The sequence below is a fragment of the Nocardioides sp. NPDC047086 genome, from assembly GCF_040643685.1.
Lineage (GTDB): Bacteria > Actinomycetota > Actinomycetes > Propionibacteriales > Nocardioidaceae > Nocardioides.
Window position 1 is genome coordinate 38,709 of the sequence record NZ_JBEYUV010000034.1, and the last position, 25,770, is coordinate 64,478.

Sequence of the window (25,770 nt, forward strand, 5' to 3'; positions counted from 1 at the left end):
AAATGTCGAAACAGCAGGCGTCGTCTGAGCCATCGGCGACGGATGAGGCGCTGGTGCGCGCGGCCCGCTTGGGCGACCACGACGCCTTCCGGGAGATCGTGGATCGTCATGGCCCTGCCATGTATCGGTACGCCCTCCACCTGGTCGGCGACGCCAGCGACGCCGCCGAAGCGACCCAGGAGGCGTTCGTCTCGGCGTGGCGGAGCCTGTCGAGCTTCGCGGGGCGCTCCTCGCTGCGTACCTGGCTGATCCGTCTCGTGCATCGTCGCGCGGCCGATCTGCAGCGCAACCGGCGTGCGACGCCCATCGACGACGGGCTGATGTCGCGGCTGACCCCGGCCGCGACGGACAACCCTCTGCAGTCTGTTCTGGACGCCGAGCTTCTGGAGGCGTTGCAGCTAGCATTGAACGAACTGCCGTGGCACCAACGGGCGACCTGGCTGTTGCGGGAGGTCGAAGAGATGAGTTACGAGGAGATCTCCATCGCCCTGGCCATGCCGATCGGCGCCGTTCGCGGACACCTGTACCGCGGCCGACGCACACTCGCGGAGAGGATGGCCCGATGGCGCTAGATCCCAACCCGCTCGGCCGCGCCATCCGCGCCGCCCGTACCGAAGAGCCCGCCGGTTGGGTCGAGCTGGCCGGCTCGATCATGTCGCGCGTACGCGCCATCGTCGTGCCCTCCGAGCCGATCCTCACCTTCACCGAGCAGGGCGCCCCGGCGCGCGACGAGCAGGGCTCGGAGACCTTCGTCTCCGCCCGCGTCGTCACCGCGGCGCTGCGCCGACTGCTCCAGGAGCACCCCACCCACGCTCCGGAGGCCATCGACCTGCGCGTCGAGGAGAGCCGCCTGAACGGCGTCGACATCCGCCTCGTCGCCAGGTACGGCGTCGAGCTCCATCCGCTCGCCGACACGCTGCGTCCGCAGATCCTCGAGATCGTCCGGGGCATCCTCGGCCCGACTCCCGATCTCGACCTCTCGGCGATCGAGATCGAGTACGTCGACGTCACCCGAGGCGACCCGAACCGGACCTGAGCTGCTCCCTCGTCACGGAGTTCTGCGTCGCGACTGCGTACTGAATACCTCCGTGCGTATCAGAGCCTGCCGTCACCGCTCCTCGAAAGTGGGGGCTTCGGCTGTCGTTCTGGGAGGTCCGGAACCTGAGGCCCACAGGGGGAATGAACATGAACAACGAAGATCTGTTCATGGCGCAGTCAGAGACGGTGCCCGAGGAGCTCACGGCCGTGGCCGCCTCGAAGGCATCTGCCGAGGAGGGCCTGCTCGGCAGGGAGAACGTGGTCGGCGTCGGGGTCGGCCTCAAGATCAAGGGCGGCGAGCAGACCGAGACGCCGAGCGTGATGGTCCTGGTCAGCCAGAAGATGCCGACCGACCTGGTCAGCCGTGCCAACACCATCCCGAGGACGGTCGACGGCAAGCCGACCGACGTTCTCGAGGTGGGGCACCTGTTCGCCGGCGGCAGCGACCAGCTCATGGAGACCCAGGAGGTCGACGCCCAGACCCTGGCGCTCCGGATCCGTCCGGCTCGACCGGGTTTCAGCGTCGGGCACTTCAAGATCACCGCGGGGACGATCGGCGCGGGGGCGTACGACCTGAACCCGGTCCCGGGGATCCCGCCGCGCTACTACGTCCTGAGCAACAACCACGTGCTCGCCAACTCCAACAACGCCAGCATCGGCGACCCGATCCTGCAGCCCGGCCCGTTCGACGGTGGAACGGCGCCGGCGGACGTGATCGGCCGGCTGGCCCGGTTCGTGCCGATCAGATTCGACGGCACGTGCAACTCCGTGGACGCGGCGGTCGCGGAGGTGCCGTTCCACATGATCGACCGTGACGTCTACTGGAACGGCTACCCGGCCACCGCCGCCAAGGCCGCAACCGTCGGGATGCTTCTCAAGAAGACCGGCCGCACGACCAACTTCACCACCGGCCGGGTCACCGCCATCGCGGCGACGGTGAACGTCAACTACGGCAGCGGGAGGGTCGCGAAGTTCTGCAACCAGATCATCACGACCAACATGTCGGCCGGAGGCGACTCCGGCTCGATGGTGCTCGACCTGCAGAACAACCCGGTCGGGCTGCTCTTCGCGGGATCGAGCGTGGCGACGATCCTCAACCCGATCGCGCTGGTCCAGCTCGCCCTTCAGGTGCGCGTCTGGCCGTGATCGGCCGAGAGGGTCCGGAGATGCCCTCAGCCCTCGGTGCCGAAGGCGTCTCCGGTCTCCACGCGCACCGGTAGGCCCTCGCACTCCTGAGGCAGGGACCGCACCGCCGCCGAGGCCGGGTCGAGGGCGTAGACCACCACCGCCGGTCCCCCATCCTCGGCGGCACCGATCGCGACGCCCTCGATGCCGTCGCCGATCCACTTCTCGGCGACCGTGAGCGCTCGCCGGGACCGCTCGTCCAGGGATGGGATCTCGGCGTAGAGGTCGTCGTCCTCGCTCATGCTCCCAGGTTACGCCGGACATCCACGCCCTGTACCTGGCTACCCGGCGGCTCGCGCCCACGAGCTCGGCGCCTGACCGTACTGACGGCGGAAGGCGCGACCGAACGTACCGACCTCGCTGAACCCGCTGGCGCGGCAGGCGTCGGAGACCGCGGCCCCGCGGGCGAGCAGTGCGCCGGCGAACTCGAGGCGGGCTCGTCTGATCTCGGCCGCGGGCGAGCGACCGTCCTCGGCCAGCAGAGCCTGGACGGAGCGTACGGACAGATGCAGCTCCGCGGCGAGGGTGGCCGCGGTGAACTCCGGGTCCCGGAACCGCTCGCGCACCCGCTGGTCCACCGCGGTGCGGAGGGCGTCGCGCGTGGTGATGTCGACCTCCTCGACCTCATCGAGCGCGAAGCCGGGGGCATCGGGGGCGAGGGCGAAGGAGAGCAGCCTGGCCCCGGCCGTGCCGACGGCGCGGGTGGACCAGGCGACCGGCAACGGCCGACCCTGACGGGTGAAGAACCACTCCGGCGCCGCGTTGGTGGGACATCCCGGGCGGCCGAGGATCGGGCAGGCCTCGGAGGGATACGCGGTCCCGTCGGGGCGGTGGTCATGAAGCGTCTCATGGCTGGGCGCGCCGATGATCTCGTCGGCGGAGCTGTAGCCCAGCAGGGAGAGCGCGGCCTGGTTGGCCAGCTGAACGGTGCTGTCGGCACCGATCACCCACAGCGCGGTGGGGGTCACGTTGACCACCGCGGCCAGCAGGTCGTCGTCGAGCGGTTCCATCCGCTCCAGGTTGGCCTCGCCCGGTTTCGGTCTTGTTCGCCTGCCTGTATCGCTTCGGTTAACCCGGTCCCGCCTCGCGCAGATCGCCGCGGATCGTGCGCGGATGGCCTACTCGGAGGGTCGCCTCCGGTGATGGCATGGCGTGGGTCAACGGCGACCCGAGGTTCCAGTCGTACGTCCCCACCTCGTCCCCAGGAGGCGACCCATGTCCTACGTGAGCCCGAAGGAGCTCGCCGGCCGCATCATCAGCTCTGGCGAGTCGAAGGTCTTCATGTCGACCAGAGACACGCTGATACGTGCCTACATGGCGGGAGCCATCTTGGCGCTGGCGGCCGCGTTCGCGGTCACGATCGGCGCCAAGACCGGCGAGCCGCTCGTCGGCGCGGTGCTCTTCCCGGTCGGCTTCTGCATGCTCTACCTGCTCGGCTTCGACCTGCTGACCGGCGTCTTCACCCTGGTCCCGCTGGCCTGGCTCGACCGGCGTCCCGGCGTCACCTTCGGCGCGATGATGCGCAACTGGGGCCTGGTCTTCGTCGGAAACTTCGCCGGTGCGCTGACCACGGCGGTGATGATGGCGATCTACTTCACCTACGGGTTCTCCGTGGAACCCGACGCGGTCGGCAAGGCGATCGGTGCGATCGGGGAGGGCCGGACGCTGGGCTACGCCGATCACGGCGCCGCAGGGATGCTGACCCTGTTCGTACGCGGCGTGATGTGCAACTGGATGGTCTCCACCGGCGTGGTCGGCGCGATGATGTCCGACAGCCTGCCCGGCAAGGTGATCGCGATGTGGATGCCCATCATGGTCTTCTTCTACCTGGGCTTCGAGCACTCGGTCGTCAACATGTTCCTCTTCCCCTCGGGCCTGATGCTCGGCGGCGACTTCACCGTCGGCGACTACCTGATCTGGAACGAGATCCCGACCGTCCTCGGGAACCTGGTCGGTGGCCTGGCCTTCGTCGGTCTGGTCATCTACGCCACCCACCACCGAACCGGCTCGGAGCGTGCGCGTCCCGAGCCGGCGACGCCCACCAAGTCGACCGTCGTGAGCGAGGCCTGAGCAGATGACCCAGCCCATCCTGAGCAAGACCGAGGCCGCCGCGGCGGTCACCTCCGCCCGGCTGCGTGCCGGGATCACCTGGGCCCAGATCGCCGAGGCGGTCGGCCGTGCGCCCGTGTGGACCACCGCCGCCCTGCTCGGGCAGCACCCGATGAGCGCCGCCGAGGCGGAAGCGGCCGGCGAGCTGCTCGGCCTCGAGCCCGAGGTCGTCGAGGCGCTGCAGGTCCAGCCCTACCGTGGTGCGGCCACCGGCGTGGCGTCCGATCCGACGATCTACCGCTTCCACGAGGCCCTGGCCGTCTACGGCCCGGCCCTCAAGGAGCTGATCCACGAGGAGTTCGGCGACGGCATCATGAGCGCGATCAACTTCAAGGTCGACATCGCCCGCCGCGCCGATCCCGGCGGCGACCGAGTGGTGGTCACCTTCGACGGGAAGTTCCTCGACTACAACTGGTGAGTACCTCGCTCCCGGGCGAACGAATGCTCGTTCGCCCGGGACACGGGTGTGGCTGCGTACGAGGTCGGGTCAGTGCACCCCGGCCATCAGCTTGCGGATCGGCCGGTTGCCGATGAGCAGCAGGACACCGACGACGACCGAGGCGAGGCCGACCCACCAGAAGAAGCCGCTGTCGTCGCTGACGTCGTAGAACTCGGCCAGGCGGCCGGACATCGCGGTGCCGAGGGCGACCGAGAGGAAGAAGAGCGCCATCATCTGGGTGCGGAACCGCTCGGGGGCGAGCTTGGTGGCCAGCGAGAGACCGACCGGGGAGAGCAGCAGCTCGGCGAGGGTGAAGAGCAGCAGGATGAACGCGAGGCCGATCAGCGGCACCGTGTGCTCACCGCTCGGCATGAGCAGGAAGACCCAGAAGGCGATACCCATCAGGATCGTGCCGACCGCGAACTTCACCGGCGTCGACGGCTGACGGGAGCCGAGCTTGGTCCACAGGGCCGCGAAGACCCCGGAGAGCAGGATGATGAAGACCGGGTTGATCGAGTTGACCCACGAGACCGGCATCTCCCAGCCGAAGATGTCGCGGTCCAGGCGCTGGTCGGAGTAGACCACCATGACGGTGAACTGCTGCTGGTAGAGCGACCAGAACACCGCGGAGGCAACAAACAAAGGCACCATCGCCCACACCCGGCTCCGCTCGACGGAGGAGATCAGGCGGCTGGAGAGGATGACGGCGAAGAGCGCCACCGCGGCGACCGCGCTGACTCCGATCACGATGCTGGCCAGCCGCGGCGCGGTGATCACACCGGTCACGCAGAGCACCACGATCGCCACCACGGCGGCGACGGCGATGGCGATCCAGCGGCCACGCTCGGAGGCGGGAAGCGGGTTGGGGACGACACGGCTGGTGGCGGGAAGCCTGCCCCGGCCCAGGGCGTACTGCACCAGACCGAAGATCATGCCGATCGCGGCCAGCCCGAAGCCGACGTGGAAGCCCCACTGCTTCTGCAGCAGGCCGGTCAGCAGCGGACCGGCCAGGCCGCCCAGGTTGATGCCCAGGTAGAAGAGGGAGAAGCCGGCGTCGCGACGCTCGTCATCGGCGGCGTACAGGGTGCCGACGAGGGAGGACGCGTTCGCCTTCACACCGCCCGAGCCGAGGGCGATCAGCACCAGACCCACACCGACTCCAGGGATGCCGGGGATCAGGGCGAGGCCGAGGTGGCCGAAGACCACCAGCCAGGCGGAGGCGAAGAGCGTACGCTCCGCGCCGAGCAGGCGGTCGGCGATCCAGGCCGCGATGATGGTCGAGAGGTAGACCGCGCCGCCGTAGGCACCGACGATCCCGAGCGCGACCGTCTCGCTGATCCCGAGGCCACCCTCGGCCGCTGAGTAGTAGAGGTAGATCGCGAGGATGCCCTGCATGCCGTAGAAGCTGAACCGCTCCCACAGCTCGACGCCGAACAGGTTGGCCAGTACGCGCGGCTGGCCGAGGAAAGACCGATCGCCGGGCTGGCCGGCGGTGGTCTCACTTTTCAGTTCACTCATTACCTCAGGTTCACAAGGCCCCGCTTCCCCGCCCAAATCGCGAACGGCCGACAACCAACGGATGTGACCACTACCACGCGAGTTCGCCGTCCTTGTCCTGGAGCGTCCCGGTGGGGCCGTCGAGGTCGAGAGTGGCGAGGCGTACGACCGTCTGGGCGCTCTCCGCGGGCGGCCTGGCGATGTCCTCGATGCCGAAGCCGGCGGTCATGTCGGTGGCGGTGGGACCGGGCTCGACGGCGTTGAACCTGATCGTGTCGTACGCCTTGGCGTACTGGACGGTCAGCATGGTGGCGGCGGCCTTGGACGCGGCGTAGAGCGGCAGGAACATCCCCTGCTCGACCCGGCCGGGGGTGGTGTTGGCCCAGAACGAGCCGAGGCTGCTGGACACTTTGACCACGCGCGGGTTCTCCGAGCGGCGCAGCAGCGGCAGGGCGGCCCCGGTGACGCGGACGATCCCGACCGCGTTGATGTCGAAGACCCGCAGCGCGGTCGGGCCGTCGAGCGGGTCGGCGACGAGGACGCCGGCGTTGTTCACGAGTACGTCGAGGCGACCCTCAGCCGTCTCGATGGTCGCCAGCGCGGCGGTGACCGAAGCGTCGTCGGTGACGTCGAGCTGCACGAAGCGGGCACCGATCTCGGCGGCCGCCTTCTCCCCTCGGTCGGCGTCTCGTGCGCCGAGGTAGACGTCGTAGCCGGCCTCGGTGAGCTGGCGGGCGGTCTCGAAGCCGATGCCCTTGTTGGCGCCGGTGATGAGTGCGACGGTCATCTCTGTTTCTTCCCTTTCTGAAGGCGACCCGATCGGGCCGTCTTCGACGCTAGGCGGGTCGGGGCCGGCCGCCCAGAGCCCTGGTCAGACCGGGGCCTGACAGGACCCCCGCTGTCTGCTCGGTGCCGACCTAGGCTTGAGACATGAGCGAGGCGACGAACCCGTTGGGCGCATTCCTCCAGGCCAGACGGGCGCTGGTGACTCCGGAGGCGGCCGGCATCCCGGCCGTGGGCGTACGTCGCGTCCCGGGGCTGCGCCGCGAGGAGGTCGCCATGCTGGCCGGGATCAGCGCGGACTACTACCTGCGCCTGGAGCGCGGCCGGGACCGCAACCCGTCGGCTCAGGTGCTCGAGTCGATCGCCCGTGTGCTCCAGCTCGACGACGACCACACCGCCCACATGATGTCGCTCGTCACCGAGGGGCCTCGCCGCCGTCGGCGGCGGCGCAAGGAGACCGTCCCGCCCGGGGCGCTCAAGCTGCTCGACTCGATGGTGCAGCCCGCGTTCATCGAGGGGCGCTACTTCGACATCCTGGCCGCCAACGCTCTTGCTCGCGCGCTCTCGCCTCGACTCGCGCCGGGCGGCAACCAGCTGCGCGACCAGTTCCTCGACCCGGGCCAGCAGGAGTTCCACCCGGAGTGGGAGTCGATGACGGAGTGCTTCGTCGGCAACCTGCGCCAGGCCGTGGGCACCGACATCGACGACCCTCGGTTCATCGAGCTCATCGGCGAGCTCTCCCTGGCCAGCCCACGTTTTCGGCAGCTCTGGGCACGCCATGACGTACGCGCCCAGACCGGCGCCCCGATCAAGATGAACCATCCGCAGGTCGGCGAGATCACCCTCAACCGGGAGCGGCTGACGATCAACGGCACCGATGACGTGATGCTCGTCGTCTACCACCCCGACGCCGGCTCGGCCGACGCGGACAAGCTGGCGCTGCTGGACTCCGCGGGACTGCCGACAAGGGCGGCTGGGTCGGAGGTCCGGCCGGTCTGACGGCCTGTTGCTAGGGGCGGGGCAGCAATCCCGCGTCGCGGTGCTCGACCAGCTCGGTCCGCTCGCGGGCGATCCGGTCCATGCCCCAGCGCCCGAGCGGCCCGAGCGCGGTGTTGAGGCTGCGGCCGTGATCGGTCAGCGAGTACTCCACCCGCGGCGGGACCTCGGCATACACCTCCCGATGCACCAGCCCGTCGTGCTCCATCTCGCGCAGGTGCTGGGTCAGCATCTTCTCGCTGACCCCGGGCAGGCCACGGCGGAGCTCGGCGAAGCGGCGTACGCCGTAGTTGTCGAGCTCCCACAGGATCAGCCCCTTCCACTTGCCGCTGACCACGTCGAGCGCGGCGTCGATGCCACAGATGTAGGGACCGCTTCGGGGCTTCGTCATGGGGTTTCCTCACTCACCTTTTGGTAAGTACCCCAGTAATTAGTGGGTACTCCCGCCATCGTACGTAAAGGCCGAGGATTGCCTACATGAATCAACCTCTCACCGCCGTCACCGTCATCGGCCTCGGCCCCATGGGGCAGGCGATGGTCCACAGCCTCCTCGCCTCCGGGCATCCGGTGACCGTATGGAACCGCACGGCCTCGCGCGCCTCGGAGGTGGTGGCCGCCGGCGCACAGCTGGCCGACTCCCCGGCGAAGGCCGTCGCGGCCAGCGACCTGGTCGTCCTCAGCCTGACCGACTACCAGGCGATGTACGACGTGCTCGGCTCCGCGACCTCCGAGCTCGCGGGGCGCACGATCGTCAACCTCAGCTCCGAGTCCCCCGACGGGACGCGTGCGGGTGCTGCGTGGGTCACCGCCCGTGGCGCGAACTTCCTCACCGGCGGCGTGATGGTCCCGGCGCCGATGGTCGGGACGCCCGATGCGTACGTCTATGTCAGCGGTCCCGCCGACGTGCTCTCCTTGCGCCAGGATGCGCTGGCCCGCATCGGGGCGGTCCGCTACCTGGGCGAGGATCCCGGGCTCGCGCAGCTGATGTACCAGGCCAACCTGGACATCTTCCTGACCTCCCTCTCCGCGCTCCTCCACGCCGTCGCGCTCCTCGAGACGGGCGGCATCAAGCCGTCCGCTGCCATCCCGGAACTGATGCAGACCCTCGCCGGCATCCCGCCGATGCTCGCCGCCAGCGAAGACCTCGGCGCCCAGCTCGAAGCCGGAAAACACCCCGGCCACCTGAGCACCGTCACGATGATGGGCGCCACCGCCGACCACCTCGTCGAGGCAAGCGAGGCCGCCGGCATCGACACCGACCTCCCCCGCGCCGTCCAGGCCCACTACACCTGGGCCCGCTCCTGTGGCCACGGCGCCGAGAACTGGTCCCGCATCATCGACGCCATCCGGCCGTACGTCTGAGGTGATCGCCGGCGTCTGGACCTCAGGCGCCGGCGATCAACCATTCAGGCAGATCTCGAATCCGCGGAACCCGAGCATGGCGCTCCTCGCCCCACGCGAACGTCGTCTCACAGACCCAGTCCTCAAAGTCCGAGCCCAGCTGCCAAAGCGCATTCACCAGCGCGGCCGGATCGTGAAGGTCCTCCGAGCGCCCCAAGCGCCAGCCAGAACGCTCGTTCGTGGGCAGATACGTGACGTACGCCCAGACGTACTCGTGTCCGTCCTCGGGATACGTCCAACGCTCCTCGGGGTCTTGGAGCGAGTTGTAGAACTCCGTACCGACTACGACCGCGACGGTGACCTCGGGGATCTCCTGCTCCACCAGCGCGCTCTGAATCAGCGCCCGAATGACCTGGTCCCGAAGCTTGCTCACGAACGAGGTCCGACTCATGCCGCTCCCTCCTTCGATCATGCTGGACCGGGATAGTCATCGTCATGCACGCGACCGGTCGGATGCCACTCGATTAGCAGATTCGTCGATCAGGCAGATTCGGCCAGTCCGAGTTCGGACGCAGTGGCCGCAACGCCGACGGCTCGTCACGACCCAGCGGATCGCCCGCGCGCCTGAGACCTGACTCCCATCCCCAACACCGGGGACGTACGGCACCAATTCGGCACAGGGTAAACCGGCCGCCGATGTTCTGGGCGCGTGACTTTCTTGGAGGAACCTGCGCCGAGCGCCGGCCAGGAGAAGCTGTACGCCGAAGACCTCGCCGACGACGGCTATGTCTGGGACCTCACTCGGGTGTGGGCACATCAGCCGGAGATGAAGGAACAGCTCCAGCGGCTGTTCGACGCCACGGCCGACGCGGCAGGACTGACACCGCGCGACAAAGCCATGATCGTGATCGCCCAAGCCGCGGCTGTCGGTGACTCCTATTGCGCCGTAGCTTGGGGCAAACGCCTGAGCGACTGGTCCGACCCAAAGACTGCGATCGCCGCACTCACCGCCGACGACGAACCGTTCAGCGAACGCGAACAGGCGCTGGCCACCTGGGCACGCACCGTCGCCCGCTCCCCCGGCAGCAGCACACCGCAAGACATCCAGCGTCTGCGCGACGCAGGGTTCAAGGAGCCCCAGATCGTGGCCTTGACCATCTACGCGGGGCTGCGCACCGCCTTCTCGAGCATCAACAGCGCCCTGGGCGCCCGTCCGGATACCGCTCTCGCGGATGCCCTCGACCCGAGGGTACGCACCGCCATCACCTGGGGACGAGCGCCCGGATAACAGGGATGATCGAGCCAGCACGCCGCATCCCGCGATGCTCGCTGCCGGCGAGGACCTCGGCGCCCAACTCGACGCCGGCCACCACCCCGGCCACCTGAGCACCGTGACGATGGTGGGCGCCACCACCGACCACCTCGTCCAGGCCAGCGAAGCCGCCGGCATCGACACCGACCTCCCCCGCGCCGTCCAGGCCCACTACACCCGCGGCCACGGTGCGGAGAACTGGTCCCGCATCATCGACGCCATCCGGCCGTACGTCTGAGGTGAGCTGTGCCGGGACCGTGCGGCCGTCAGGAATGAGCCGTGAGCCAGCCGATCACGTCTGCGGTGATCGCATCGCGGTTGGTCTCGTTGAAGATCTCGTGGCGCGCCCCGGGGTAGAGCGTCACCGTCACATCCTGCAGGCCGGCCTCGCGATAACGCTGCCCCAGCAGCTCGACCAGGGCGCCACCTCCGGCAAGCGGGTCGGCGTCGCCGGAGACGACGAGAATCGGGAGATCGGAGCGGATCCCACCGAGGGCTGCCGGGTCGGCCAGACGCTCGGCGCCGGCGAACAGCTGAGGCACGGCGGTGTCGGGCAGATCGAACCCGGACAACGGGTCTGCGACGTACACATCGACCTCGGCCTCGTCGCGCGAGAGCCACTCGTACCCGGTCCGATGCTCGAACCCGGCGTTGAACGCCTCCAGCCCGACCGGCCCCTCGTCGTTCGAGAGCGCACCAGCGAGTACGTCGAGGGCGGTCGAGCCCGACAGCACTACACCGTCGTACAGGTCGGACCGGTCCAAGATCACCGTCTGCGCCGCAAAGGACCCCATCGAGTGCGCAACCAGGAACACCTGGATCCCGGAGAACTCCTCGCGCAGCGAGGCACCCATGGCCGCGACGTCGGCCACCAGAGCCTCGAATTCGAAGTGACCGAGCTGGTCGGCCGACGCGACGGACCCGCCGTGACCGCGGTGGTCGACCGCCCGCACGACGTACCCAGCCGCGACGAGAGCCCGAGCGAGCCGGTCGTAACGCTGCCCGTGCTCGGCGATGCCGTGGGCGATCTGGACAACGCCCCGCGGCGCCGACAGCTCCTCTCCCCATGTCCGGATCGCGAGCGCAGTGCCGTCGGTCGGTGAGACGAATGTGGCTGTCGTGGGCATGGGGCCTCCTGGTGACGAGATGCCTATGCTGCCATTCCTACCGCGATCCCGGCAGGTGATCAGGCTCCTACGCAGGCTGGTCCTCGAGGTCCCCCGGTGGTCTCGTCGTCGGCCTCGTCTCCTGCCAAGTGGTCAGTCTCCAGGCAGAAGCTGGATCGCGGTGATTCGTCGAGACTTGGGCCGTGGTGCCGCCTGCTTTGCCGTTCAGCCGACCGCGGCGCGCAAACCGTCGAACGCGTCGGCCATACGGTTCATCTCACGTTCGGCGATGCCGTTGCCGGCTGCAACCTGACGCCAGTTCGCGGTCGCAGCGAACACTTCGTCCAACACTTCGGTGGCGCGTTCGTCCTTGAGACCGAACGTCGCAGCGGAGGCCTTCAGTCCTTCGAGCTCTTCGTCTCTGGCGTGCGCGGACCCGATACCTATTTCGCGTTCCTTGGCGATGTCGGGATTGGGGTTTACGTCAAAGACCGGAGACAACGTCCAACCCGCCTGCCCGCGCAGGAACCCGTGATTACGGAGGTGGTCGTCGGTGTTGTGGATTGCGACCGAGAACGCGACTCGACGCCACAGCTCGCGTAGGTCTTCGGCGATTGTGACGTCGCCGTGTTCGGCCAAGGCCTCTGCGATGTCGATGTAGTCGTACTCGCTGCTCTCACCATCTCGTGCCTCGAGCAGGCTCATGGCCGACATGTACGGGATACGACTGCCGTCATCTGCCCGGTCGAACCGGTCCAACAGCAAGACCGCCTTCCCGTTGACGCGCTGCAGCCGACGCCGTGGCACCCGAAGCCCTGCGTTTTCGGCGAGGTCGAGGGCTGTCTTCTCCCAGGCGATGACGTCCCAGTCGTCTTTGGGGCTTGCGAACTTCGCAATCAGGATCCGGTCGCCGTGACGCACCGACGCCTTCGGTCGTGCGCCACCGAGCGACCCTGTACCAGCGTCCAAGAGCTCCTTGACTGCTGACAGGTCGTCATCATCGAGCTCGACTTGTTCTGCCGCATGCAAGAGCCGCGGTAGCTCCAACAGCTTTGGCACGTCAGGGTCATCGGCGAGGAACAGACCTTCTGTGCCACTGTCAGTGTCGGTGAACCGAAGTGCCCCCTGTCTGGTGAGGTCGGTGACACCTAGCAGGTAGTCAATCTCAGTGACGTCACGACGGAATCGCCCAGCGTCGGCATCAGCGGCCTGCAGCCGTTTACGAATCAGGTTCCTGCCCCAGCGGTCAGGGGCGCAGTCGGTGAAGCAGTACGGGAGCCCATCCGCAATCGCGTGCGCTCCTTCGAACAGCGGTAACGCTGGGTCCAGCGGAAACGCCCGCTTGTGCGCCAGGTACGCAGACTCGTACCGGAACGTTGTGGCCACACCTCGCCGGCTGACTGCAAAGAACGCTCGCCCGACTCGGACCTCTTCGCACCCCACCTGCCCTGTTCCGATTGGGAGGCTTGTGTACACGTAGACGCTTCGACTCATCGGCGCACCCGCTTGGGCAGGGCCAGGTTCTGTTCAGCCAGCGACTGTCCCAGTGCGGTCTCGTAGGGGTTCATTCCTTCAGTGACAAAGTCGAGTACCCCAAGAACACGGCAGACTTCTAGAAACACGTCGAGGCCGACGCTGGCGTCTCCCTGCTCGAGCTTTCGAAGGGTGTTTCGGGCGATGCCGGCGCGGTCGGCTACCTGTTCCGCCGTCAGGCCTTGCAGACGGCGGAACGTAGAGACGTAGTCTCCTAGCGTGCGGGCTGTGCGCCGCGACTTCGCAGACAATGGGCGCTTCGGCATGGACAGTCACCTTCCCTCCTAATGGTCATTACATTGACCATCGTACAGCGCATCGCGGTCAGCGCAATGAGCATTGAGCGCGCCGTAACGATCTGCAGCCTCCATGTACCACGACCGTTGGGCCTCGAGCAGGTCGAGCGCGGGCTCGAGGAGACCGGGGTTGTCGCGCGCCCACGGCGAGCTTTTTTCCACTACCAGTTCGAACACGGCGACGTGGATGTCGACCAGGAATGCGATGCGGGCGGCTGCCCATCCGCGTCGATCGCAGGTAAACTGAACGCCGTCGTCGAGACCGCACGCGACCTCGCGGTGGAGTCAGCGTCCGGCGCGCCCTGGCGCAACACTGAGTTGCACGAGTACCTCGAAGCCTTCGCCGCGTGGCTGACCGAATCTGGGGGCATCTACGCGGAGAACGGCACCATGCGGGTGTCGGCAATGGTTGGGAGGTTGTTCGAGACGGTCTTCGCGCCGCTACGCAGTACGAATGACCGCGCTCACGCTCATCGCTCGGTTCCGCCTTTGGTCCAACGGATGCGGTCCCGCCAACGCTTGACCCTCCCTCTGCGGCCGTCGTCGTTGTTGGTGTCGACCGTCGGGGGTATGAGCGAATCGAGTCGAGTGACCGTGCGCCCGGCGAGGAAGTCGTTCGCCGCCCGGCGAGCCATCTGCGTAAGGAACTCGAGGTCGTGGCCCGCGTACTCCCAGTCGTCGTAGATGTCATCGAGCATGACGAACGGTTCGCAGTCGGATTCGCCGCCGTGGCCGATCGTCGAGTGCGCCCATCTAGAAAGCTCGCGAAGATGCAGATCACCGGCCAGGAACCGCTCGAGCCGGACCTCGAGCGCAGCTCGTTCGGGAGACCCATCAAACAGATGGTCAGCACCGAACTGGTCGAGCACTGCCTCGACAACCGGGCCGACCTCGTACAGGGAATCGTCCGCCGACATTCCCGCCAACCGTCGAAGCGCTGGGTTGTCGTACCCCAGAACCAGTAGATCGGTCGCGGCGTCGATGAGTTCGACAGTCCCTTCCCTTGGCGACAAGCGCCACAGCCCCACCGGACCCTTGAGGCGCTGGCTCGGTGCGCTGCGTCGACCAGATTGCGCCCCGAGGTCAGGGACGAAGTTCCAGGCTGACCCGATGGGAGGCTGTCCAAAGAAACCGACGTGGATTTGCCCCAGAAGGAACTGCGCAGTCCACGCCACGCGGTATCTCTTCGGGTCTGCTTTCCAACCGACGACATTGATCTGCCGCCGTGCCCAATCAAGACATCGCTGCAGTTCATCGACGTTCACACGAGGTGACTCCGGCGCTAGAACGACGTTCTCCGCGGCTAACACGGCGACCCCACCGTCAGGATCGGCAGCAAGCTCTGCATCTCGCCGCCATTGAAGCCATGCCACCAACGCATGCCGAGCGCCGGCCCGCTCGTCCCCGTGCCATCGCCGTGGTGATGACGGAGTGACCTCATCGGCGGCGGGTGATCGTAGCCCGGTCCGCTTCAATCGCAGCCGGAGAGCCGCCGAGCGCGAGGGCTTCGCCGGCTCCGACCGATCCCGGCTCCAGACGCTACGCACCCGGCTCACCCCGGACGACATTTCATGGACCGCACTGACCGGCCGGGACCGGATCGACGCCGCGACAGCCCTAGAGATCCTCACGGCCGAGGACTGACCCCAACCAAGCTGACCTCGGAGGTCATGCCAGCGCGCCTCAACACTCGATGACGTTGACCGCGAGGCCGCCGCGGGAGGTCTCCTTGTACTTGACCTTCATGTCGGCGCCGGTCTCCCGCATCGTCTTCAGCGCCTTGTCGAGGCTGACCTTGTGGGAGCCGTCGCCGTTGAGGGCGAGGCGGGCGGCGTTGATGGCCTTCACGCTGGCGATGGCGTTGCGCTCGATGCACGGGATCTGGACCAGCCCGCCGACCGGGTCGCAGGTGAGGCCGAGGTTGTGCTCGATGCCGACCTCGGCGGCGTTCTCGACCTGCTCCGGGGTGCCGCCCAGCACCTCGCACAGCGCACCGGCGGCCATCGCGCAAGCCGAGCCGACCTCGCCCTGACAGCCGACCTCGGCGCCCGAGATCGAGGCGTTCGTCTTGCACAGGATGCCGATCGCGGCCGCGGTGAGCAGGAAGCGGACGATGCCCTCCTCGATCGCGGCCTCGTCCAGGCCGGCTGCCGGCGCCACGAAACGTACCCAGTAGTGCAGGACGGCGGGGACGATGCCGGCCGCGCCGTTGGTGGGGGCGGTGACGACCCGGCCGCCCGAGGCGTTCTCCTCGTTGACCGCCAGGGCGAACAGGTTGACCCAGTCCATGACCCGGAAGGGGTCCTGGGCACCGGCGCCGGAGGCCAGGTCGCGGTAGAGCAGCGGCGCGCGGCGCGGGACCCGCAGACCGCCGGGAAGTACGCCGTCGGTGACCGGATCACGGTCGCAGCCGGCCTGCACGCAGTCGGCCATCACCCGCCAGATCTCGAGGAGACCGGCGCGGATCTCGTCGTGCGTACGCCAGGTCAGCTCGTTGGCGCGCATCAGGTCGGAGACGCGGAACCCCTCGCGCTCGCAGGTGCTGAGCAGCTCGGCGCCGGTGGTGAAGGGGAAGCGGACGCGCGAGTGATCGGGCACGATCCGGGCGGCGCCGGACGCGTGCTCGTCGATGACGAAGCCGCCGCCGACGGAGTAGTAGGTCCGCTCCCGGCTCACCTGCCCCGAGGCGTCGTAGGCGGTGAACAGCATGCCGTTGGGGTGGCCCGGCAGGCTCTTGCGCCGATGCATCACCAGGTCGGTTCGGCTATCGAAGCGGATCGGGGTGTGACCGCCCAGCGACAGCTCCCCGCGGTCGCGGATGGCCGCCACCCGGCCGGACGAGGCGCGGGTGTCGACCGTCGCCGGCTCCTCCCCCTCGAGGCCGAGCAGCACCGCGCCCTCCGAGCCGTGCCCGTGGCCGGTCGCGCCGAGCGAGCCGTACAGCTCGGCCTTCACCCGCGTCACCGCGTCCAAGAGACCGTCCGCGACGAGACCGTCGACGAAGGTCATCGCCGCCCGCATCGGTCCGACGGTGTGGGAGGAGGAGGGCCCGATGCCGATCGAGTACAGGTCGAAGGTGCTCAAGGTCATCGCCACGACCGGGGTCGAGACGCCGCTGAGGTCAGCGGTCACGACGTTTTCACTCCTCGATCAAAGCGTCGTAAGCCGCAGCGTCGAGCAGATCGGGAGCGCCCGAGAGGCGCATCTCGAAGAGCCAGCCGGCGCCGAACGGGTCGCTGTTGATCAGCGCGGGGTCCTCGACGACGGCGGTGTTGACCGCGAGCACCTCACCGTCGGCGGGCGCGAAGAGGTCGCTGACCGACTTCGTCGACTCCAGCTCCCCGCAGCTCTCTCCCCCGGTGATCTTGGTGCCGACCTCGGGCAGCTCGACGAAGACGATGTCGCCCAGCGCCTCGGTGGCGAACGCGGTGACACCGACGCGCGCGACGTCGCCGCGGGTCTCGAGCCACTCGTGCTCGGCGGTGTAGGACAGGTGGGTCGGGTTGGTCATGGCGGTGCTCATTTCTTGGAGTAGAAGGGAAGGTCGACGATCTCGGCGTCCTCGCGACTGCCGCGCACGTCGACGTGGACCTTGGTGCCGGCAGCGGCAAGATCGGGCCGGACGTACGCCATCGCGATCGGGTGGCCGAGCGTCGGTGACGGGGAGCCGCTGGTGACGGTGCCGACCTCCTCGCCGGTGGCGGGGTCGACGACGGCGTAGCCGGCCCGCGGGGACCGGCGCCCCGCGGCGACCAAGCCGACGAGCACGCTGCGCGGGCCTTCGTCGCGGCGTGCGGCCAGGGCTGCATCTCCGACGAAGCCGTCGGGCTTGTCGAAGGAGACGACCCGGCCGAGGCCGGCCTCGAAGGGAGTCGTGTCCCGGTTCAGCTCGTGGCCGTAGAGCGGCATGCCCGCCTCGAGCCGGAGGGTGTCGCGGCAGGCGAGCCCGGCGGGGAGGAGCCCGTGCGGCGTACCGGCCTCGGTGATGGCCTCCCAGACAGCTGCGGCCGACGAGGGCGCGCAGTAGACCTCGAAACCGTCCTCGCCGGTGTAGCCGGTGCGGGCGAGCAGGACCTCGACCCCGGCGAGGGTGCCGGCGTCGATGGCGTAGTAGCGCAGCGAGGGGACATCCAGGTCGGTCAGGGCCGCGACGATCGAAGCCGAGGCCGGTCCCTGCACCGCGATCAGCGCCCACTCGGCGGAGGCGTCGTGGACCGCGGCGTCGTACCCCTCGGCTCGCGAGGCCAGCGCCGGTGCGACCACGTGGGCGTTGCTCGCGTTGGCGACGACCAGGTAGCGCTCCTGCTCGAGCCGGTAGACGACCAGGTCGTCGATGATGCCGCCGTCCTCGGCGCAGATCATCGAGTAGCGGGCGCCGCCGATGCCGATCGCCGACGGCCGGCCGACCAGGGCACGGTCCAGGGCGCGCCCCGCGTCGGGTCCGGTCACCTCGATCTCGCCCATGTGGCACAGGTCGAAGAGGCCCGCGGTGGTGCGTACCGCATGGTGCTCGGCGGTCTCCGAGCCGTAGCGGACCGGCATGCTCCAGCCGGCGAAGTCGGTGAACGAGGCACCGAGCGCGCGGTGGATCTCAGACAGAGGGGTAGGGACGGGTGAGGTCATCTGTGCGGGAGGCTCCCTGCTGGTGGGCGCCGAAAACGGCACCCGTGGACGGGTGACCTCCCCGCTCTGTCATCACTACCTGAGAGCTTCACCGCCCGATGGGGCGGCTTGCACCGTGGGTGCAGGATCGTCGGATCCTGACTTTCCAGAGGTCGCCTCACCACAGCGGTCGTTGGGGCCTGAGAGATTCTGGGGAGGTTTGCTCCTTCGGCGCCTCACCCGGGATGGGCAAGGACTCTCCCGCTGCGGTTCGAGTGGCGGATGTGAAGTTGTGCGGCACAACCTAGATCTGGTCACCTCGGCCGTCAACATCCGGGCAGCCCGACACCCCCTAACGGGAACTGTTCTCACCCGCTCTACGATGGCTCGGTGCCACCGACCAACGTCAGCACCCGGGTCCCCGTGGTCATCCTCACCGGCCACCTCGGGTCCGGGAAGACCACTCTGCTCAACCATCTGCTGCGCCAGCCCGGTGCTCGGGTCGGCGTGGTCGTCAACGACTTCGGCGACATCAACGTCGACGCCGGCCTCGTCACCGGACAGATCGACGAGCCGGCCTCGATCGCCGGCGGCTGCCTGTGCTGCCTGCCCGACGCCGGCGGCCTGGACGACGCGCTGGAGAAGCTGACCCACCCGCGGCTCGGCCTCGACGTCGTCATCGTCGAGGCCAGCGGGCTCGCCGAGCCCGGGACCCTGGCCAAGCTGGTCCGGTTCAGCGGCGTCGAGCGGGTACGCCGCGGTGGGCTCATCGAGGTCGTCGACGCCTCCGCCTACTTCGACACCCTCGACGACGGCCGGGGCCCGGCACCGGTCCGGTTCGCGGCCGCCTCCCTGGTCGTGGTCAACAAGACCGACCTGGTGCCGTCTGCCGAGCGTGAGGAGACGCTTGCCCGCATCGAGCGGCGCGTGCGGGAGCACAACCCCGAGGTCCATGTCGCGTACGCCGTGGGCGGCCGCATCGACCCGCGGCTCGTCTACGACGCCGCGGTGCCCGAGGACCCGCCCGACGAGCTGCCGATCGCCGCGATGCTGCGCGAGGCGGCCGCTTCGCACGAGGCCCATCAGCATGCCCGGGCCGTCACCGTGACGACGCCGGGCACCATCGAGCCGGCCCGGCTGATCGACCTGCTCGAGGAGCCGCCGGCGACGGCGTACCGGGTCAAGGGGACCGTCGCCGTCGCCACAGCCCAGGGGCCGCGCAGCTACCAGGTGAACCTGGTCGGGCGCAGCGCCCACGTCGCCGCCACCCGTACGCCCGGCGCTGCGAGCGAGCTCGTGGCCATCGGGCTGGAGCTCGAGACCGACGCGGTCCGGCAGCGCCTCACCGACGCCCTCGCCCCGGCCGAACGGCCGAGCACCGAGGGTCTTCGCCGGCTGCGCCAGCTGGTCCGCGTCAGCCTCTGACCAGCGGTCTCAGCCCGCGGCGCACGGTGAGGAGTGAGCACATCCACAACAGGTGCGCCGTCTCGGCCTCCTGAGCAGCTAGCCTCGTAGGCGTGAACCAGCCCAGCCCCAACACGCCCGATATCAAACCCAGGTCGCGCGCCGTCACCGATGGCCTCGAAGCCACCGCTGCCCGAGGGATGTTGCGGGCGGTCGGCCTCGGGGACGACGACTTCGCCAAGCCGCAGATCGGCGTCGCCTCGTCGTGGAACGAGATCACGCCCTGCAACCTGTCCCTGGACCGGCTCGCCAAGGCCGTGAAGAACGGCGTGCACGCGGCCGGCGGCTATCCGCTGGAGTTCGGCACCATCTCCGTCTCCGACGGAATCTCGATGGGCCACGAGGGCATGCACTTCTCACTCGTGTCGCGCGAGATCATCGCCGACTCGGTCGAAACCGTGATGAACGCCGAGCGGCTCGACGGCTCCGTCCTGCTCGCGGGCTGCGACAAGTCGCTGCCCGGCATGTTGATGGCGGCCGCTCGGCTCGATCTCGCCTCGGTCTTCCTCTACGCCGGTTCGATCATGCCCGGGCAGCTCGACGGCCGCGACGTCACGATCATCGATGCCTTCGAAGCGGTCGGGGCCTGCATCGCGGGGAAGATGAGCCGCGAGGAGGTCGCCCGCGTCGAGAAGGCGATCTGTCCCGGCGAGGGCGCCTGCGGAGGGATGTACACCGCCAACACGATGGCTGCTGTCGCCGAGGCGCTCGGCATGTCGTTGCCCGGTTCGGCGGCTCCGCCCGCAGTGGACCGCCGTCGCGACGGCTTCGCCCACCGCTCGGGCGAGGCGGTGGTCGGGCTGCTGCGCAAGGGCATCACCGCGCGTCAGATCATGACCAAGGAGGCTTTCGAGAACGCCATCGCCGTGGTCATGGCGCTCGGCGGCTCCACCAACGCCGTGCTGCACCTGTTGGCGATCGCCAACGAGGCCGAGGTCGACCTGGCCCTCGACGACTTCACCCGGGTGGGCGAGAAGGTGCCCCACCTCGCCGACCTCAAGCCGTACGGCAAGTACGTCATGAACGACGTCGACAGGATCGGCGGGATCCCGGTGGTGATGAAGGCGCTCCTGGACGCGGGACTGCTCCACGGCGACTGCCTCACGGTGACCGGGAAGACCATGGCGCAGAACCTCGCGGAGCTGAGTCCGCCCGCGCTCGATGACGACGTGATCCACTCCTTCGAGCGGCCGATCCACCGCACCGGTGGTCTCACCATCCTGACGGGCTCGCTCGCGCCGGACGGTGCCGTCGTCAAGACGGCCGGCTTCGACGACACGGTCTTCCGCGGCACCGCCCGGGTCTTCGACGGGGAGCGGGCCGCGATGGACGCCCTCGAGGAGGGTCGCATCGTCGCGGGCGACGTCGTGGTCATCCGCAACGAGGGCCCCAAGGGCGGACCCGGCATGCGGGAGATGCTCGCCATCACGGGAGCCATCAAGGGTGCTGGTCTCGGGAAGGACGTCCTGCTCGTCACCGACGGCCGGTTCTCAGGCGGAACCACCGGCCTGTGCGTCGGCCACATCGCCCCGGAGGCGGTCGACGCCGGGCCGATCGCCTTCGTCCGCGACGGCGACACCATCGTTCTCGACGTACTCAACCGGGCTCTCGACGTCCACGTGGACCCCGAGGAGCTGGAGAGCCGCAAGGTCGGCTGGGAGCCACTCCCCCCGAAGTACCGTCGCGGCGTGCTCGGCAAGTACCGCCGCACCGTGCAGTCGGCCGCGGTCGGCGCCGTCACGAGCTGACCGCGGCCGGCGCCTCAGCCGGCGCGGCGCACGATCCGCTCCATGTCGGTGATGATCACTCCGCGGGACTCCAGCTTGACCCAGCCCTTGGCGGCGAAGTCGGCGAGCGCCTTGTTGACCGTCTCCCGAGCCGCGCCGACGAGCTGCGCGAGCTCCTCCTGGGTCAGGTCGTGGCGTACGTGGAGGCCCTCGTCGGTCTCCTGACCGAACCTCTCGGCGAGGTCGAGCAGAGCCTTCGCCACCCGGCGGGGCGCATCCGCGAAGACCAGGTCGCCGATCACGTCGTTGGCCCGGCGCAGACGACCCGACAGCAGGGCGAGCAGCCCGCGCGTCACGCTCGGGCGCCCGTCGAGCAAGCCCAGCAGGTTATCGTGCGAGAGCGAGGCCAGCTCGACGTCGTCGGTGACGGCCGTGACCGTCGAGGAGCGCCGACCGGGGTCGAAGAGCGACAGCTCACCGAACACCTGGCCGGGCCCGAGGATCGCCAGCAGGCTGTCCTGGCCGTTGGCCGCGGCGCGGCTCAGCTTCACCTTGCCGGCGACGACGGCGTAGAGCCGGTCAGCGGCGTCGCCCTCGTGGAACAGCACCTCGCCACGCCGCAGGCGTGTCTGGCCCATCATCGCGAGCAACGCCGTCATCGACTCGTCGTCCAGCTCGCTGAAAAGCGGTGCGTGCCGAAGCACGTCTTGATCCATTACCCAGCCGCTCCTGTCGTCATGTGGCCGAAGCCCTCAGCGTACCGAGACCGACCGCCCCGACAGCGGATGTGTGTCCCGCATCGCACGCCTGTCGAGTGCGTTCTTCGCCACACCGGGCCCGGCGGGAAGCCTCCAGGCCCCGGCGTCGTTGTGATGAGCGTGAAGCTCTCCATGCTGGACCGGTCCCGCACGCGGGTGGGGTACGCCGAGGGCGCTGCGCTGACCCACACCATCGAGCGGGCGGTAGCCGCCGAGCGGCTCGGCTACCACCGGTTCTGGGTCGCCGAGCACCATGCCGTGCCGGGGATCGCGTCGGGATCGCCGCCCGTGCTGCTCGGCGCGCTCGGTGCGCACACGTCGACGATCAGGCTCGGGTCGGGCGGGGTGATGCTGCCGCACCACCAGCCGCTGGTCGTCGCCGAGCAGTTCCTCATGCTCGAGGCCCTCTATCCGGGACGTCTCGACCTCGGTCTGGGGCGCACGCTGGGTTTCACCGCACCCGTACGCCGCGCCCTGCGCCAGGATCTCGACGACCCGGACACGTTCGCCGAGGACATCGAGGAGCTCCGCGGCTACCTCGACCGCACCGCCGCGGTCACCGCCCGGCCGGCCGCTGCGCACCAGATCCCGATGTTCGTGCTCGCGACGGGGCGCGGCGTCGCGCTCGCTGCCGGGCTCGGGCTGCCGGTCGTCGTGGGCGGCCCGGTGCTCGACAGCCCGCGGCTGGATGAGGTGCTGGGGGCGTACCGGAAGGACTTCCGGCCCTCCTCGCGAGCTTCTGAACCCTCGGTGACGATCTCCGTCGATGTCCTCGTCGCCGACACCGACGCCGAGGCCGCCGAGCTCGCGCTCCCGGAGGCCTGGGCGATGGCCAGGTCGCGGCAGACCGGCGAGTTCGGCCCGCTCGAGCCGGTCCCGACGATCCGCGACCAGGCCTGGTCGAACCAGCTCCGCGAGCGGGTCGAGGCCCATCTGGCGCGTACGACCGCGGGAACCGCCGACACCGTCCGGCGCCGTCTGGAACAGCTGGCCGAGGCCACCGGCGCCGACGAGCTCCTCGCCTTCACCTCGACCTACGACCGCGACGCCCAGCTCGCCTCCGACGCCGCGCTCGCTCAGATCATGACCGCATCCACCCACCGCCGAGTCGGCTCATCCTGACCGAATTCTCTGCCGAGTCGGCTCGTTATAACGCGCCGACTCGGCGAGGAATCTGGTCAGAACGCGCCGACTCGGCGAATCGTGATCAGCGTGTCAACGTGTGCGCGGCCTCCAGGAGGAGGCGGCCGAGCTCGGCCTGACGCGGGGGCGCGAGGCGGGCCTCGATGCCGGTGATGCTCAGCGCTCCGTACGGCTGCCCGTGGGCGTCGAAGACCGCGGCGCCCAGACCCCAGCTGCCGACCACGATCAGGCCCGGGTTGACCGCGAAGCCCAGCTCGCGGGTCGCGGCGATGCGCTTTCGCAGAGCGGACGCCGAGTGCTGCTCGCCGTAGGTGGGTACGAGGTCGGTGCGGGCCAGGTAGGCCTCACGCCTCGGCTCGGGCATGAGCGCCAGGATCGCCAGGCCCGCCGAGGCGACCCCGAGCGGGAACCGGATCCCCTCGTGGAGCACGTGCGAGCGGATCGGAAAGCTGCCGTCCTCGCGCAGGACGCAGACCGTCTCGTCGCCGCGCCGGATCGAGAAGAACGCGCTCTCCCCCGTCTCCCGGGCGATGCGCAGCACCGCCGCCCGGGCCGCCGGGGTGATGTCGTGACGGGTGGTCGCGGCAGCGCCGAGCAGGAAGCACTCCGGGCCCAGGTGCCAGGCACCGGTGTCGTTGTCGCGCTCGACCAGCCCCTCGTCCTGGAGCGCGCTGAGCAGCCGGTGGGCGGTCGGGCGCGGGATGGCGGCGGTCGTCGCGAGCCGGGTGGTCGTCGTGCCCTCCGGCTCGCGCGCGGCGAGCAACCGGAGAAGGGTTGCGCTGCGGCGGATCACGCTGGGTTGGTTCGCGCTGGGTTGGTTCGCGTTGGGACCGGGCTCCATGAGACGTACGATAGGCGACGTCCATTCAGTGAACGCAGCTGCGGCAGCGAGGTCGGTCATCGAAAGACTGAGCGTGAACTTGCGCTCACCTATTGACCGGACGGCCTCCCCATCCTTGACTGATCAGCATGGACAAGGTCATCTCCTCAGCCGCCGAGGCGGTCGCGGACGTCCCGAACGGAGCGACCCTCACGGTCGGCGGTTTCGGGCTGTGCGGCATCCCCTCGGTGCTCATCAATGCTCTGCTCGAGGCCGGCGTGACCGACCTCGAGGTGGTCTCCAACAACGCCGGCGTCGACGACTGGGGCCTGGGCCTGCTGCTCGGCGCCGGACGCCTGCGCCGGGTCGTCGCCTCGTACGTCGGCGAGAACAAGGAGTTCGCGCGGCAGTACCTCTCCGGCGACCTCGAGGTCGAGCTGACCCCGCAGGGCACGCTGGCCGAGCGGATGCGCGCCGGCGGCTCCGGCATCGCCGCGTTCTACACCCGCACCGGCGTCGGCACGCAGGTGGCGCAGGGCGGGCTGCCGTGGAAGTACGACGACGCCGGCAACGTCATCAAGACCTCCCCCGAGAAGCCGGTGATGACCTTCGAGACGCCTGACGGCGAGCGTGAGTTCGTGCTGGAGGAGGCCATCGTCGCCGACTTCGGCATCGTGCGCGCCTGGAAGGGCGACCGCCACGGCAACCTCGTCTTCAAGGACTCCGCCCGCAACTTCAACCCGCTCGCCGCGATGGCCGGGCAGATCACGATCGCGGAGGTCGAGGAGCTCGTCGAGCCCGGCGAGATCCCGCCGAACGACGTCCACCTCCCCGGGGTCTACGTCCACCGCGTCGTGCCCCTCACCCCCGAACAGGCCGCCGAGAAGCGCATCGAGAAGAGGACGGTCCGCTGACATGGCATGGACACGTGAAGAGATGGCCGCCCGCGCCGCCGCGGAACTGGTCGACGGCGACTACGTCAACCTCGGCATCGGGCTGCCGACGCTGGTGCCCAACTACGTACCCGACGACGTCGAGCTCGTCCTGCAGAGCGAGAACGGCATCCTCGGCACCGGCGCCTACCCGACCGAGGACGCCGTCGACCCGGACCTGATCAACGCCGGGAAGGAGACGGTCACCGTACGCAAGGGGGCGAGCTTCTTCGACTCCGCGACCAGCTTCGGGATGATCCGCTCCGGCAAGATCGACGCCGCCATCCTCGGGGCCATGCAGGTCTCCGCCGGTGGCGACCTCGCCAACTGGATGATCCCCGGCAAGATGGTCAAGGGCATGGGCGGCGCGATGGACCTCGTCCACGGCGCCAAGAAGGTCGTCGTGCTGATGGAGCACGTCGCGCGCGACGGCTCCTACAAGATCGTCGAGGAGTGCTCGCTCCCCTACACCGGTCTCGGTGTCGTGCAGCGCATCATCACCGACCTGTGCGTCCTCGACATCACCCCCGAAGGCCTGCGGCTCGTCGAGCTCGCGCCGGGTGTCACGATCGGTGAGGTCGAGGAGAAGACCGAGCCGCCGATCCTCCGCTGACCGCCGAGACGTCGGCCCCGAGATGCTCGGGGTCGTCGCCGCCGAACGCCTCCTCGCCTCCGGGATGGTCGAGCAG

General features: G+C 69.0%; 31 protein-coding genes and 1 riboswitch. Of the genes, 15 read left to right on the forward strand and 16 right to left on the reverse strand.

Going from position 1 to position 25,770, the window contains the following annotated elements; genetic code table 11:
• Positions 1–2: 2 nt before the first annotated feature.
• The 3 genes from ABZ796_RS21550 (at position 3) to ABZ796_RS21560 (ending at position 2,184) form a co-directional block, all read left to right on the forward strand.
• Complete coding sequence (locus ABZ796_RS21550) at positions 3–572, forward strand: RNA polymerase sigma factor (RefSeq protein ID WP_357339653.1); 570 nt, start codon at positions 3–5, stop codon at positions 570–572.
• Positions 563–1,036: a hypothetical protein gene (locus tag ABZ796_RS21555; protein WP_357339654.1), complete on the forward strand. Its 474-nt coding sequence runs from the start codon at positions 563–565 to the stop codon at positions 1,034–1,036. The genes ABZ796_RS21550 and ABZ796_RS21555 overlap by 10 nt, the downstream gene beginning before the upstream one ends.
• Before the next feature lie 149 nt (positions 1,037–1,185).
• The gene (locus tag ABZ796_RS21560) at positions 1,186–2,184 is read left to right on the forward strand and encodes a serine protease (RefSeq protein WP_357339656.1); all 999 of its coding nucleotides are present in this window, start codon (positions 1,186–1,188) and stop codon (positions 2,182–2,184) included.
• A gap of 26 nt (positions 2,185–2,210) precedes the next feature.
• Here the strand turns inward: ABZ796_RS21560 and ABZ796_RS21565 are convergent, their stop codons facing one another.
• Together ABZ796_RS21565 and ABZ796_RS21570 are read right to left on the reverse strand one after the other, a co-directional pair.
• The gene (locus ABZ796_RS21565; RefSeq protein WP_357339658.1) at positions 2,211–2,465 is read right to left on the reverse strand and encodes a hypothetical protein; all 255 of its coding nucleotides are present in this window, start codon (positions 2,463–2,465) and stop codon (positions 2,211–2,213) included.
• A gap of 39 nt (positions 2,466–2,504) precedes the next feature.
• Positions 2,505–3,233 (reverse strand): helix-turn-helix domain-containing protein, encoded by a 729-nt coding sequence (locus ABZ796_RS21570; RefSeq protein ID WP_357339660.1) that lies wholly within the window; start codon positions 3,231–3,233, stop codon positions 2,505–2,507.
• A gap of 205 nt (positions 3,234–3,438) precedes the next feature.
• Between ABZ796_RS21570 and ABZ796_RS21575 the strand changes: the two genes are divergently transcribed.
• Together ABZ796_RS21575 and cynS are read left to right on the forward strand one after the other, a co-directional pair.
• Positions 3,439–4,293, forward strand: coding sequence for a formate/nitrite transporter family protein (locus ABZ796_RS21575; protein ID WP_357339662.1), 855 nt, complete (start codon positions 3,439–3,441; stop codon positions 4,291–4,293).
• Between the two features lie 4 nt (positions 4,294–4,297).
• Positions 4,298–4,750: a cyanase gene (gene cynS / locus ABZ796_RS21580; RefSeq protein ID WP_357339664.1), complete on the forward strand. Its 453-nt coding sequence runs from the start codon at positions 4,298–4,300 to the stop codon at positions 4,748–4,750.
• 69 nt (positions 4,751–4,819) lie between these two features.
• Here cynS and ABZ796_RS21585 read toward each other — a convergent pair whose 3' ends face one another.
• On the reverse strand, positions 4,820–6,289 hold the full coding sequence (locus tag ABZ796_RS21585) for an oligopeptide:H+ symporter (RefSeq protein ID WP_357339665.1): 1,470 nt from the start codon (positions 6,287–6,289) through the stop codon (positions 4,820–4,822).
• 70 nt (positions 6,290–6,359) lie between these two features.
• Positions 6,360–7,055 (reverse strand): SDR family NAD(P)-dependent oxidoreductase, encoded by a 696-nt coding sequence (locus tag ABZ796_RS21590; protein WP_357339666.1) that lies wholly within the window; start codon positions 7,053–7,055, stop codon positions 6,360–6,362.
• Positions 7,056–7,198: 143 nt separating this feature from the next.
• On the opposite strand from ABZ796_RS21590, the gene ABZ796_RS21595 reads away from it, so the two are divergent.
• Positions 7,199–8,050 carry a helix-turn-helix transcriptional regulator gene (locus tag ABZ796_RS21595; protein WP_357339667.1) on the forward strand — a complete coding sequence of 284 codons (852 nt, stop codon included), beginning with the start codon at positions 7,199–7,201 and terminating at the stop codon, positions 8,048–8,050.
• Positions 8,051–8,060: 10 nt separating this feature from the next.
• Here the strand turns inward: ABZ796_RS21595 and ABZ796_RS21600 are convergent, their stop codons facing one another.
• Complete coding sequence (locus ABZ796_RS21600) at positions 8,061–8,438, reverse strand: helix-turn-helix domain-containing protein (protein WP_357339668.1); 378 nt, start codon at positions 8,436–8,438, stop codon at positions 8,061–8,063.
• An 86-nt stretch (positions 8,439–8,524) separates the two neighbouring features.
• Here ABZ796_RS21600 and ABZ796_RS21605 point away from each other — a divergent pair, with 86 nt between their 5' ends.
• A complete protein-coding gene (locus ABZ796_RS21605; RefSeq protein ID WP_357339669.1) occupies positions 8,525–9,409 on the forward strand; it encodes an NAD(P)-binding domain-containing protein in 885 nt (294 codons plus the stop codon).
• Positions 9,410–9,431: 22 nt separating this feature from the next.
• On the opposite strand, the gene ABZ796_RS21610 is transcribed toward ABZ796_RS21605, so the two are convergent.
• Positions 9,432–9,821: a hypothetical protein gene (locus ABZ796_RS21610; protein WP_357339671.1), complete on the reverse strand. Its 390-nt coding sequence runs from the start codon at positions 9,819–9,821 to the stop codon at positions 9,432–9,434.
• 276 nt (positions 9,822–10,097) lie between these two features.
• Here ABZ796_RS21610 and ABZ796_RS21615 point away from each other — a divergent pair, with 276 nt between their 5' ends.
• Entirely contained in the window at positions 10,098–10,676 is a 579-nt protein-coding gene (locus ABZ796_RS21615) for a hypothetical protein (protein WP_357339672.1), read from the forward strand.
• Positions 10,677–10,710: 34 nt separating this feature from the next.
• Positions 10,711–10,938 carry a hypothetical protein gene (locus ABZ796_RS21620; protein WP_357339673.1) on the forward strand — a complete coding sequence of 76 codons (228 nt, stop codon included), beginning with the start codon at positions 10,711–10,713 and terminating at the stop codon, positions 10,936–10,938.
• A gap of 28 nt (positions 10,939–10,966) precedes the next feature.
• Here ABZ796_RS21620 and ABZ796_RS21625 read toward each other — a convergent pair whose 3' ends face one another.
• From ABZ796_RS21625 to ABZ796_RS21645, 5 genes are all read right to left on the reverse strand, one after another.
• Positions 10,967–11,827 carry an alpha/beta hydrolase gene (locus tag ABZ796_RS21625; RefSeq protein ID WP_357339674.1) on the reverse strand — a complete coding sequence of 287 codons (861 nt, stop codon included), beginning with the start codon at positions 11,825–11,827 and terminating at the stop codon, positions 10,967–10,969.
• Between the two features lie 204 nt (positions 11,828–12,031).
• Positions 12,032–13,300, reverse strand: a complete 1,269-nt coding sequence (locus ABZ796_RS21630) for a type II toxin-antitoxin system HipA family toxin (RefSeq protein ID WP_357339675.1) — start codon at positions 13,298–13,300, stop codon at positions 12,032–12,034.
• The gene (locus tag ABZ796_RS21635) at positions 13,297–13,605 is read right to left on the reverse strand and encodes a helix-turn-helix transcriptional regulator (protein ID WP_357339676.1); all 309 of its coding nucleotides are present in this window, start codon (positions 13,603–13,605) and stop codon (positions 13,297–13,299) included. The genes ABZ796_RS21630 and ABZ796_RS21635 overlap by 4 nt, the downstream gene beginning before the upstream one ends.
• Positions 13,606–13,623: 18 nt before the next feature.
• Positions 13,624–13,812 (reverse strand): hypothetical protein, encoded by a 189-nt coding sequence (locus ABZ796_RS21640; protein WP_357339677.1) that lies wholly within the window; start codon positions 13,810–13,812, stop codon positions 13,624–13,626.
• Positions 13,813–14,105: 293 nt separating this feature from the next.
• Positions 14,106–14,900 (reverse strand): hypothetical protein, encoded by a 795-nt coding sequence (locus ABZ796_RS21645; protein ID WP_357339678.1) that lies wholly within the window; start codon positions 14,898–14,900, stop codon positions 14,106–14,108.
• A 166-nt stretch (positions 14,901–15,066) separates the two neighbouring features.
• Here ABZ796_RS21645 and ABZ796_RS21650 point away from each other — a divergent pair, with 166 nt between their 5' ends.
• Positions 15,067–15,279 carry a hypothetical protein gene (locus ABZ796_RS21650; RefSeq protein ID WP_357339679.1) on the forward strand — a complete coding sequence of 71 codons (213 nt, stop codon included), beginning with the start codon at positions 15,067–15,069 and terminating at the stop codon, positions 15,277–15,279.
• Between the two features lie 39 nt (positions 15,280–15,318).
• Here the strand turns inward: ABZ796_RS21650 and ABZ796_RS21655 are convergent, their stop codons facing one another.
• The 3 genes from ABZ796_RS21655 to gcvT are packed head-to-tail and all read right to left on the reverse strand — an operon-like array spanning position 15,319 to position 18,258.
• Positions 15,319–16,725 carry an L-serine ammonia-lyase gene (locus tag ABZ796_RS21655; RefSeq protein ID WP_357339690.1) on the reverse strand — a complete coding sequence of 469 codons (1,407 nt, stop codon included), beginning with the start codon at positions 16,723–16,725 and terminating at the stop codon, positions 15,319–15,321.
• Between the two features lie 49 nt (positions 16,726–16,774).
• Positions 16,775–17,146, reverse strand: a complete 372-nt coding sequence (gene gcvH / locus ABZ796_RS21660; RefSeq protein ID WP_357339691.1) for a glycine cleavage system protein GcvH — start codon at positions 17,144–17,146, stop codon at positions 16,775–16,777.
• 8 nt (positions 17,147–17,154) lie between these two features.
• Complete coding sequence (gene gcvT / locus ABZ796_RS21665) at positions 17,155–18,258, reverse strand: glycine cleavage system aminomethyltransferase GcvT (protein WP_357339680.1); 1,104 nt, start codon at positions 18,256–18,258, stop codon at positions 17,155–17,157.
• A 156-nt stretch (positions 18,259–18,414) separates the two neighbouring features.
• Positions 18,415–18,511: riboswitch (glycine riboswitch) on the reverse strand.
• A 116-nt stretch (positions 18,512–18,627) separates the two neighbouring features.
• Here gcvT and ABZ796_RS21670 point away from each other — a divergent pair.
• Both ABZ796_RS21670 and ilvD read left to right on the forward strand, forming a co-directional pair.
• Entirely contained in the window at positions 18,628–19,662 is a 1,035-nt protein-coding gene (locus ABZ796_RS21670) for a CobW family GTP-binding protein (protein ID WP_357339681.1), read from the forward strand.
• Positions 19,663–19,754: 92 nt separating this feature from the next.
• Positions 19,755–21,449, forward strand: a complete 1,695-nt coding sequence (gene ilvD / locus ABZ796_RS21675) for a dihydroxy-acid dehydratase (protein ID WP_357339682.1) — start codon at positions 19,755–19,757, stop codon at positions 21,447–21,449.
• Positions 21,450–21,463: 14 nt separating this feature from the next.
• On the opposite strand, the gene ABZ796_RS21680 is transcribed toward ilvD, so the two are convergent.
• Complete coding sequence (locus tag ABZ796_RS21680; RefSeq protein WP_357339683.1) at positions 21,464–22,144, reverse strand: Crp/Fnr family transcriptional regulator; 681 nt, start codon at positions 22,142–22,144, stop codon at positions 21,464–21,466.
• 156 nt (positions 22,145–22,300) lie between these two features.
• On the opposite strand from ABZ796_RS21680, the gene ABZ796_RS21685 reads away from it, so the two are divergent.
• The gene (locus ABZ796_RS21685) at positions 22,301–23,308 is read left to right on the forward strand and encodes an LLM class flavin-dependent oxidoreductase (protein WP_357339684.1); all 1,008 of its coding nucleotides are present in this window, start codon (positions 22,301–22,303) and stop codon (positions 23,306–23,308) included.
• Between the two features lie 85 nt (positions 23,309–23,393).
• Here ABZ796_RS21685 and ABZ796_RS21690 read toward each other — a convergent pair whose 3' ends face one another.
• A complete protein-coding gene (locus tag ABZ796_RS21690) occupies positions 23,394–24,170 on the reverse strand; it encodes an IclR family transcriptional regulator (RefSeq protein WP_357339686.1) in 777 nt (258 codons plus the stop codon).
• Between the two features lie 128 nt (positions 24,171–24,298).
• On the opposite strand from ABZ796_RS21690, the gene ABZ796_RS21695 reads away from it, so the two are divergent.
• Together ABZ796_RS21695 and ABZ796_RS21700 are read left to right on the forward strand one after the other, a co-directional pair.
• On the forward strand, positions 24,299–25,063 hold the full coding sequence (locus ABZ796_RS21695) for a CoA transferase subunit A (protein ID WP_357339687.1): 765 nt from the start codon (positions 24,299–24,301) through the stop codon (positions 25,061–25,063).
• Between the two features lies 1 nt (position 25,064).
• Entirely contained in the window at positions 25,065–25,694 is a 630-nt protein-coding gene (locus tag ABZ796_RS21700; RefSeq protein WP_357339688.1) for a 3-oxoacid CoA-transferase subunit B, read from the forward strand.
• The last annotated feature ends 76 nt before the right edge of the window (positions 25,695–25,770 follow it).

What these genes read in the sequence shown, in the direction of transcription:
- ABZ796_RS21550 (WP_357339653.1), top strand. Translation starts at nt 3, where the DNA reads ATGTCGAAACAGCAGGCGTCGTCTGAGCCATCGGCGACGGATGAGGCG.
- ABZ796_RS21555 (WP_357339654.1), top strand. Translation starts at nt 563, where the DNA reads ATGGCGCTAGATCCCAACCCGCTCGGCCGCGCCATCCGCGCCGCCCGT.
- ABZ796_RS21560 (WP_357339656.1), top strand. Translation starts at nt 1,186, where the DNA reads ATGAACAACGAAGATCTGTTCATGGCGCAGTCAGAGACGGTGCCCGAG.
- ABZ796_RS21565 (WP_357339658.1), bottom strand. Translation starts at nt 2,465, where the DNA reads ATGAGCGAGGACGACGACCTCTACGCCGAGATCCCATCCCTGGACGAG.
- ABZ796_RS21570 (WP_357339660.1), bottom strand. Translation starts at nt 3,233, where the DNA reads ATGGAACCGCTCGACGACGACCTGCTGGCCGCGGTGGTCAACGTGACC.
- ABZ796_RS21575 (WP_357339662.1), top strand. Translation starts at nt 3,439, where the DNA reads ATGTCCTACGTGAGCCCGAAGGAGCTCGCCGGCCGCATCATCAGCTCT.
- cynS (WP_357339664.1), top strand. Translation starts at nt 4,298, where the DNA reads ATGACCCAGCCCATCCTGAGCAAGACCGAGGCCGCCGCGGCGGTCACC.
- ABZ796_RS21585 (WP_357339665.1), bottom strand. Translation starts at nt 6,289, where the DNA reads ATGAGTGAACTGAAAAGTGAGACCACCGCCGGCCAGCCCGGCGATCGG.
- ABZ796_RS21590 (WP_357339666.1), bottom strand. Translation starts at nt 7,055, where the DNA reads ATGACCGTCGCACTCATCACCGGCGCCAACAAGGGCATCGGCTTCGAG.
- ABZ796_RS21595 (WP_357339667.1), top strand. Translation starts at nt 7,199, where the DNA reads ATGAGCGAGGCGACGAACCCGTTGGGCGCATTCCTCCAGGCCAGACGG.
- ABZ796_RS21600 (WP_357339668.1), bottom strand. Translation starts at nt 8,438, where the DNA reads ATGACGAAGCCCCGAAGCGGTCCCTACATCTGTGGCATCGACGCCGCG.
- ABZ796_RS21605 (WP_357339669.1), top strand. Translation starts at nt 8,525, where the DNA reads ATGAATCAACCTCTCACCGCCGTCACCGTCATCGGCCTCGGCCCCATG.
- ABZ796_RS21620 (WP_357339673.1), top strand. Translation starts at nt 10,711, where the DNA reads ATGCTCGCTGCCGGCGAGGACCTCGGCGCCCAACTCGACGCCGGCCAC.
- ABZ796_RS21625 (WP_357339674.1), bottom strand. Translation starts at nt 11,827, where the DNA reads ATGCCCACGACAGCCACATTCGTCTCACCGACCGACGGCACTGCGCTC.
- ABZ796_RS21630 (WP_357339675.1), bottom strand. Translation starts at nt 13,300, where the DNA reads ATGAGTCGAAGCGTCTACGTGTACACAAGCCTCCCAATCGGAACAGGG.
- ABZ796_RS21635 (WP_357339676.1), bottom strand. Translation starts at nt 13,605, where the DNA reads ATGCCGAAGCGCCCATTGTCTGCGAAGTCGCGGCGCACAGCCCGCACG.
- ABZ796_RS21655 (WP_357339690.1), bottom strand. Translation starts at nt 16,725, where the DNA reads ATGACCTTGAGCACCTTCGACCTGTACTCGATCGGCATCGGGCCCTCC.
- gcvH (WP_357339691.1), bottom strand. Translation starts at nt 17,146, where the DNA reads ATGACCAACCCGACCCACCTGTCCTACACCGCCGAGCACGAGTGGCTC.
- gcvT (WP_357339680.1), bottom strand. Translation starts at nt 18,258, where the DNA reads ATGACCTCACCCGTCCCTACCCCTCTGTCTGAGATCCACCGCGCGCTC.
- ABZ796_RS21680 (WP_357339683.1), bottom strand. Translation starts at nt 22,144, where the DNA reads ATGGATCAAGACGTGCTTCGGCACGCACCGCTTTTCAGCGAGCTGGAC.
- ABZ796_RS21685 (WP_357339684.1), top strand. Translation starts at nt 22,301, where the DNA reads ATGAGCGTGAAGCTCTCCATGCTGGACCGGTCCCGCACGCGGGTGGGG.
- ABZ796_RS21690 (WP_357339686.1), bottom strand. Translation starts at nt 24,170, where the DNA reads ATGGAGCCCGGTCCCAACGCGAACCAACCCAGCGCGAACCAACCCAGC.
- ABZ796_RS21695 (WP_357339687.1), top strand. Translation starts at nt 24,299, where the DNA reads ATGGACAAGGTCATCTCCTCAGCCGCCGAGGCGGTCGCGGACGTCCCG.
- ABZ796_RS21700 (WP_357339688.1), top strand. Translation starts at nt 25,065, where the DNA reads ATGGCATGGACACGTGAAGAGATGGCCGCCCGCGCCGCCGCGGAACTG.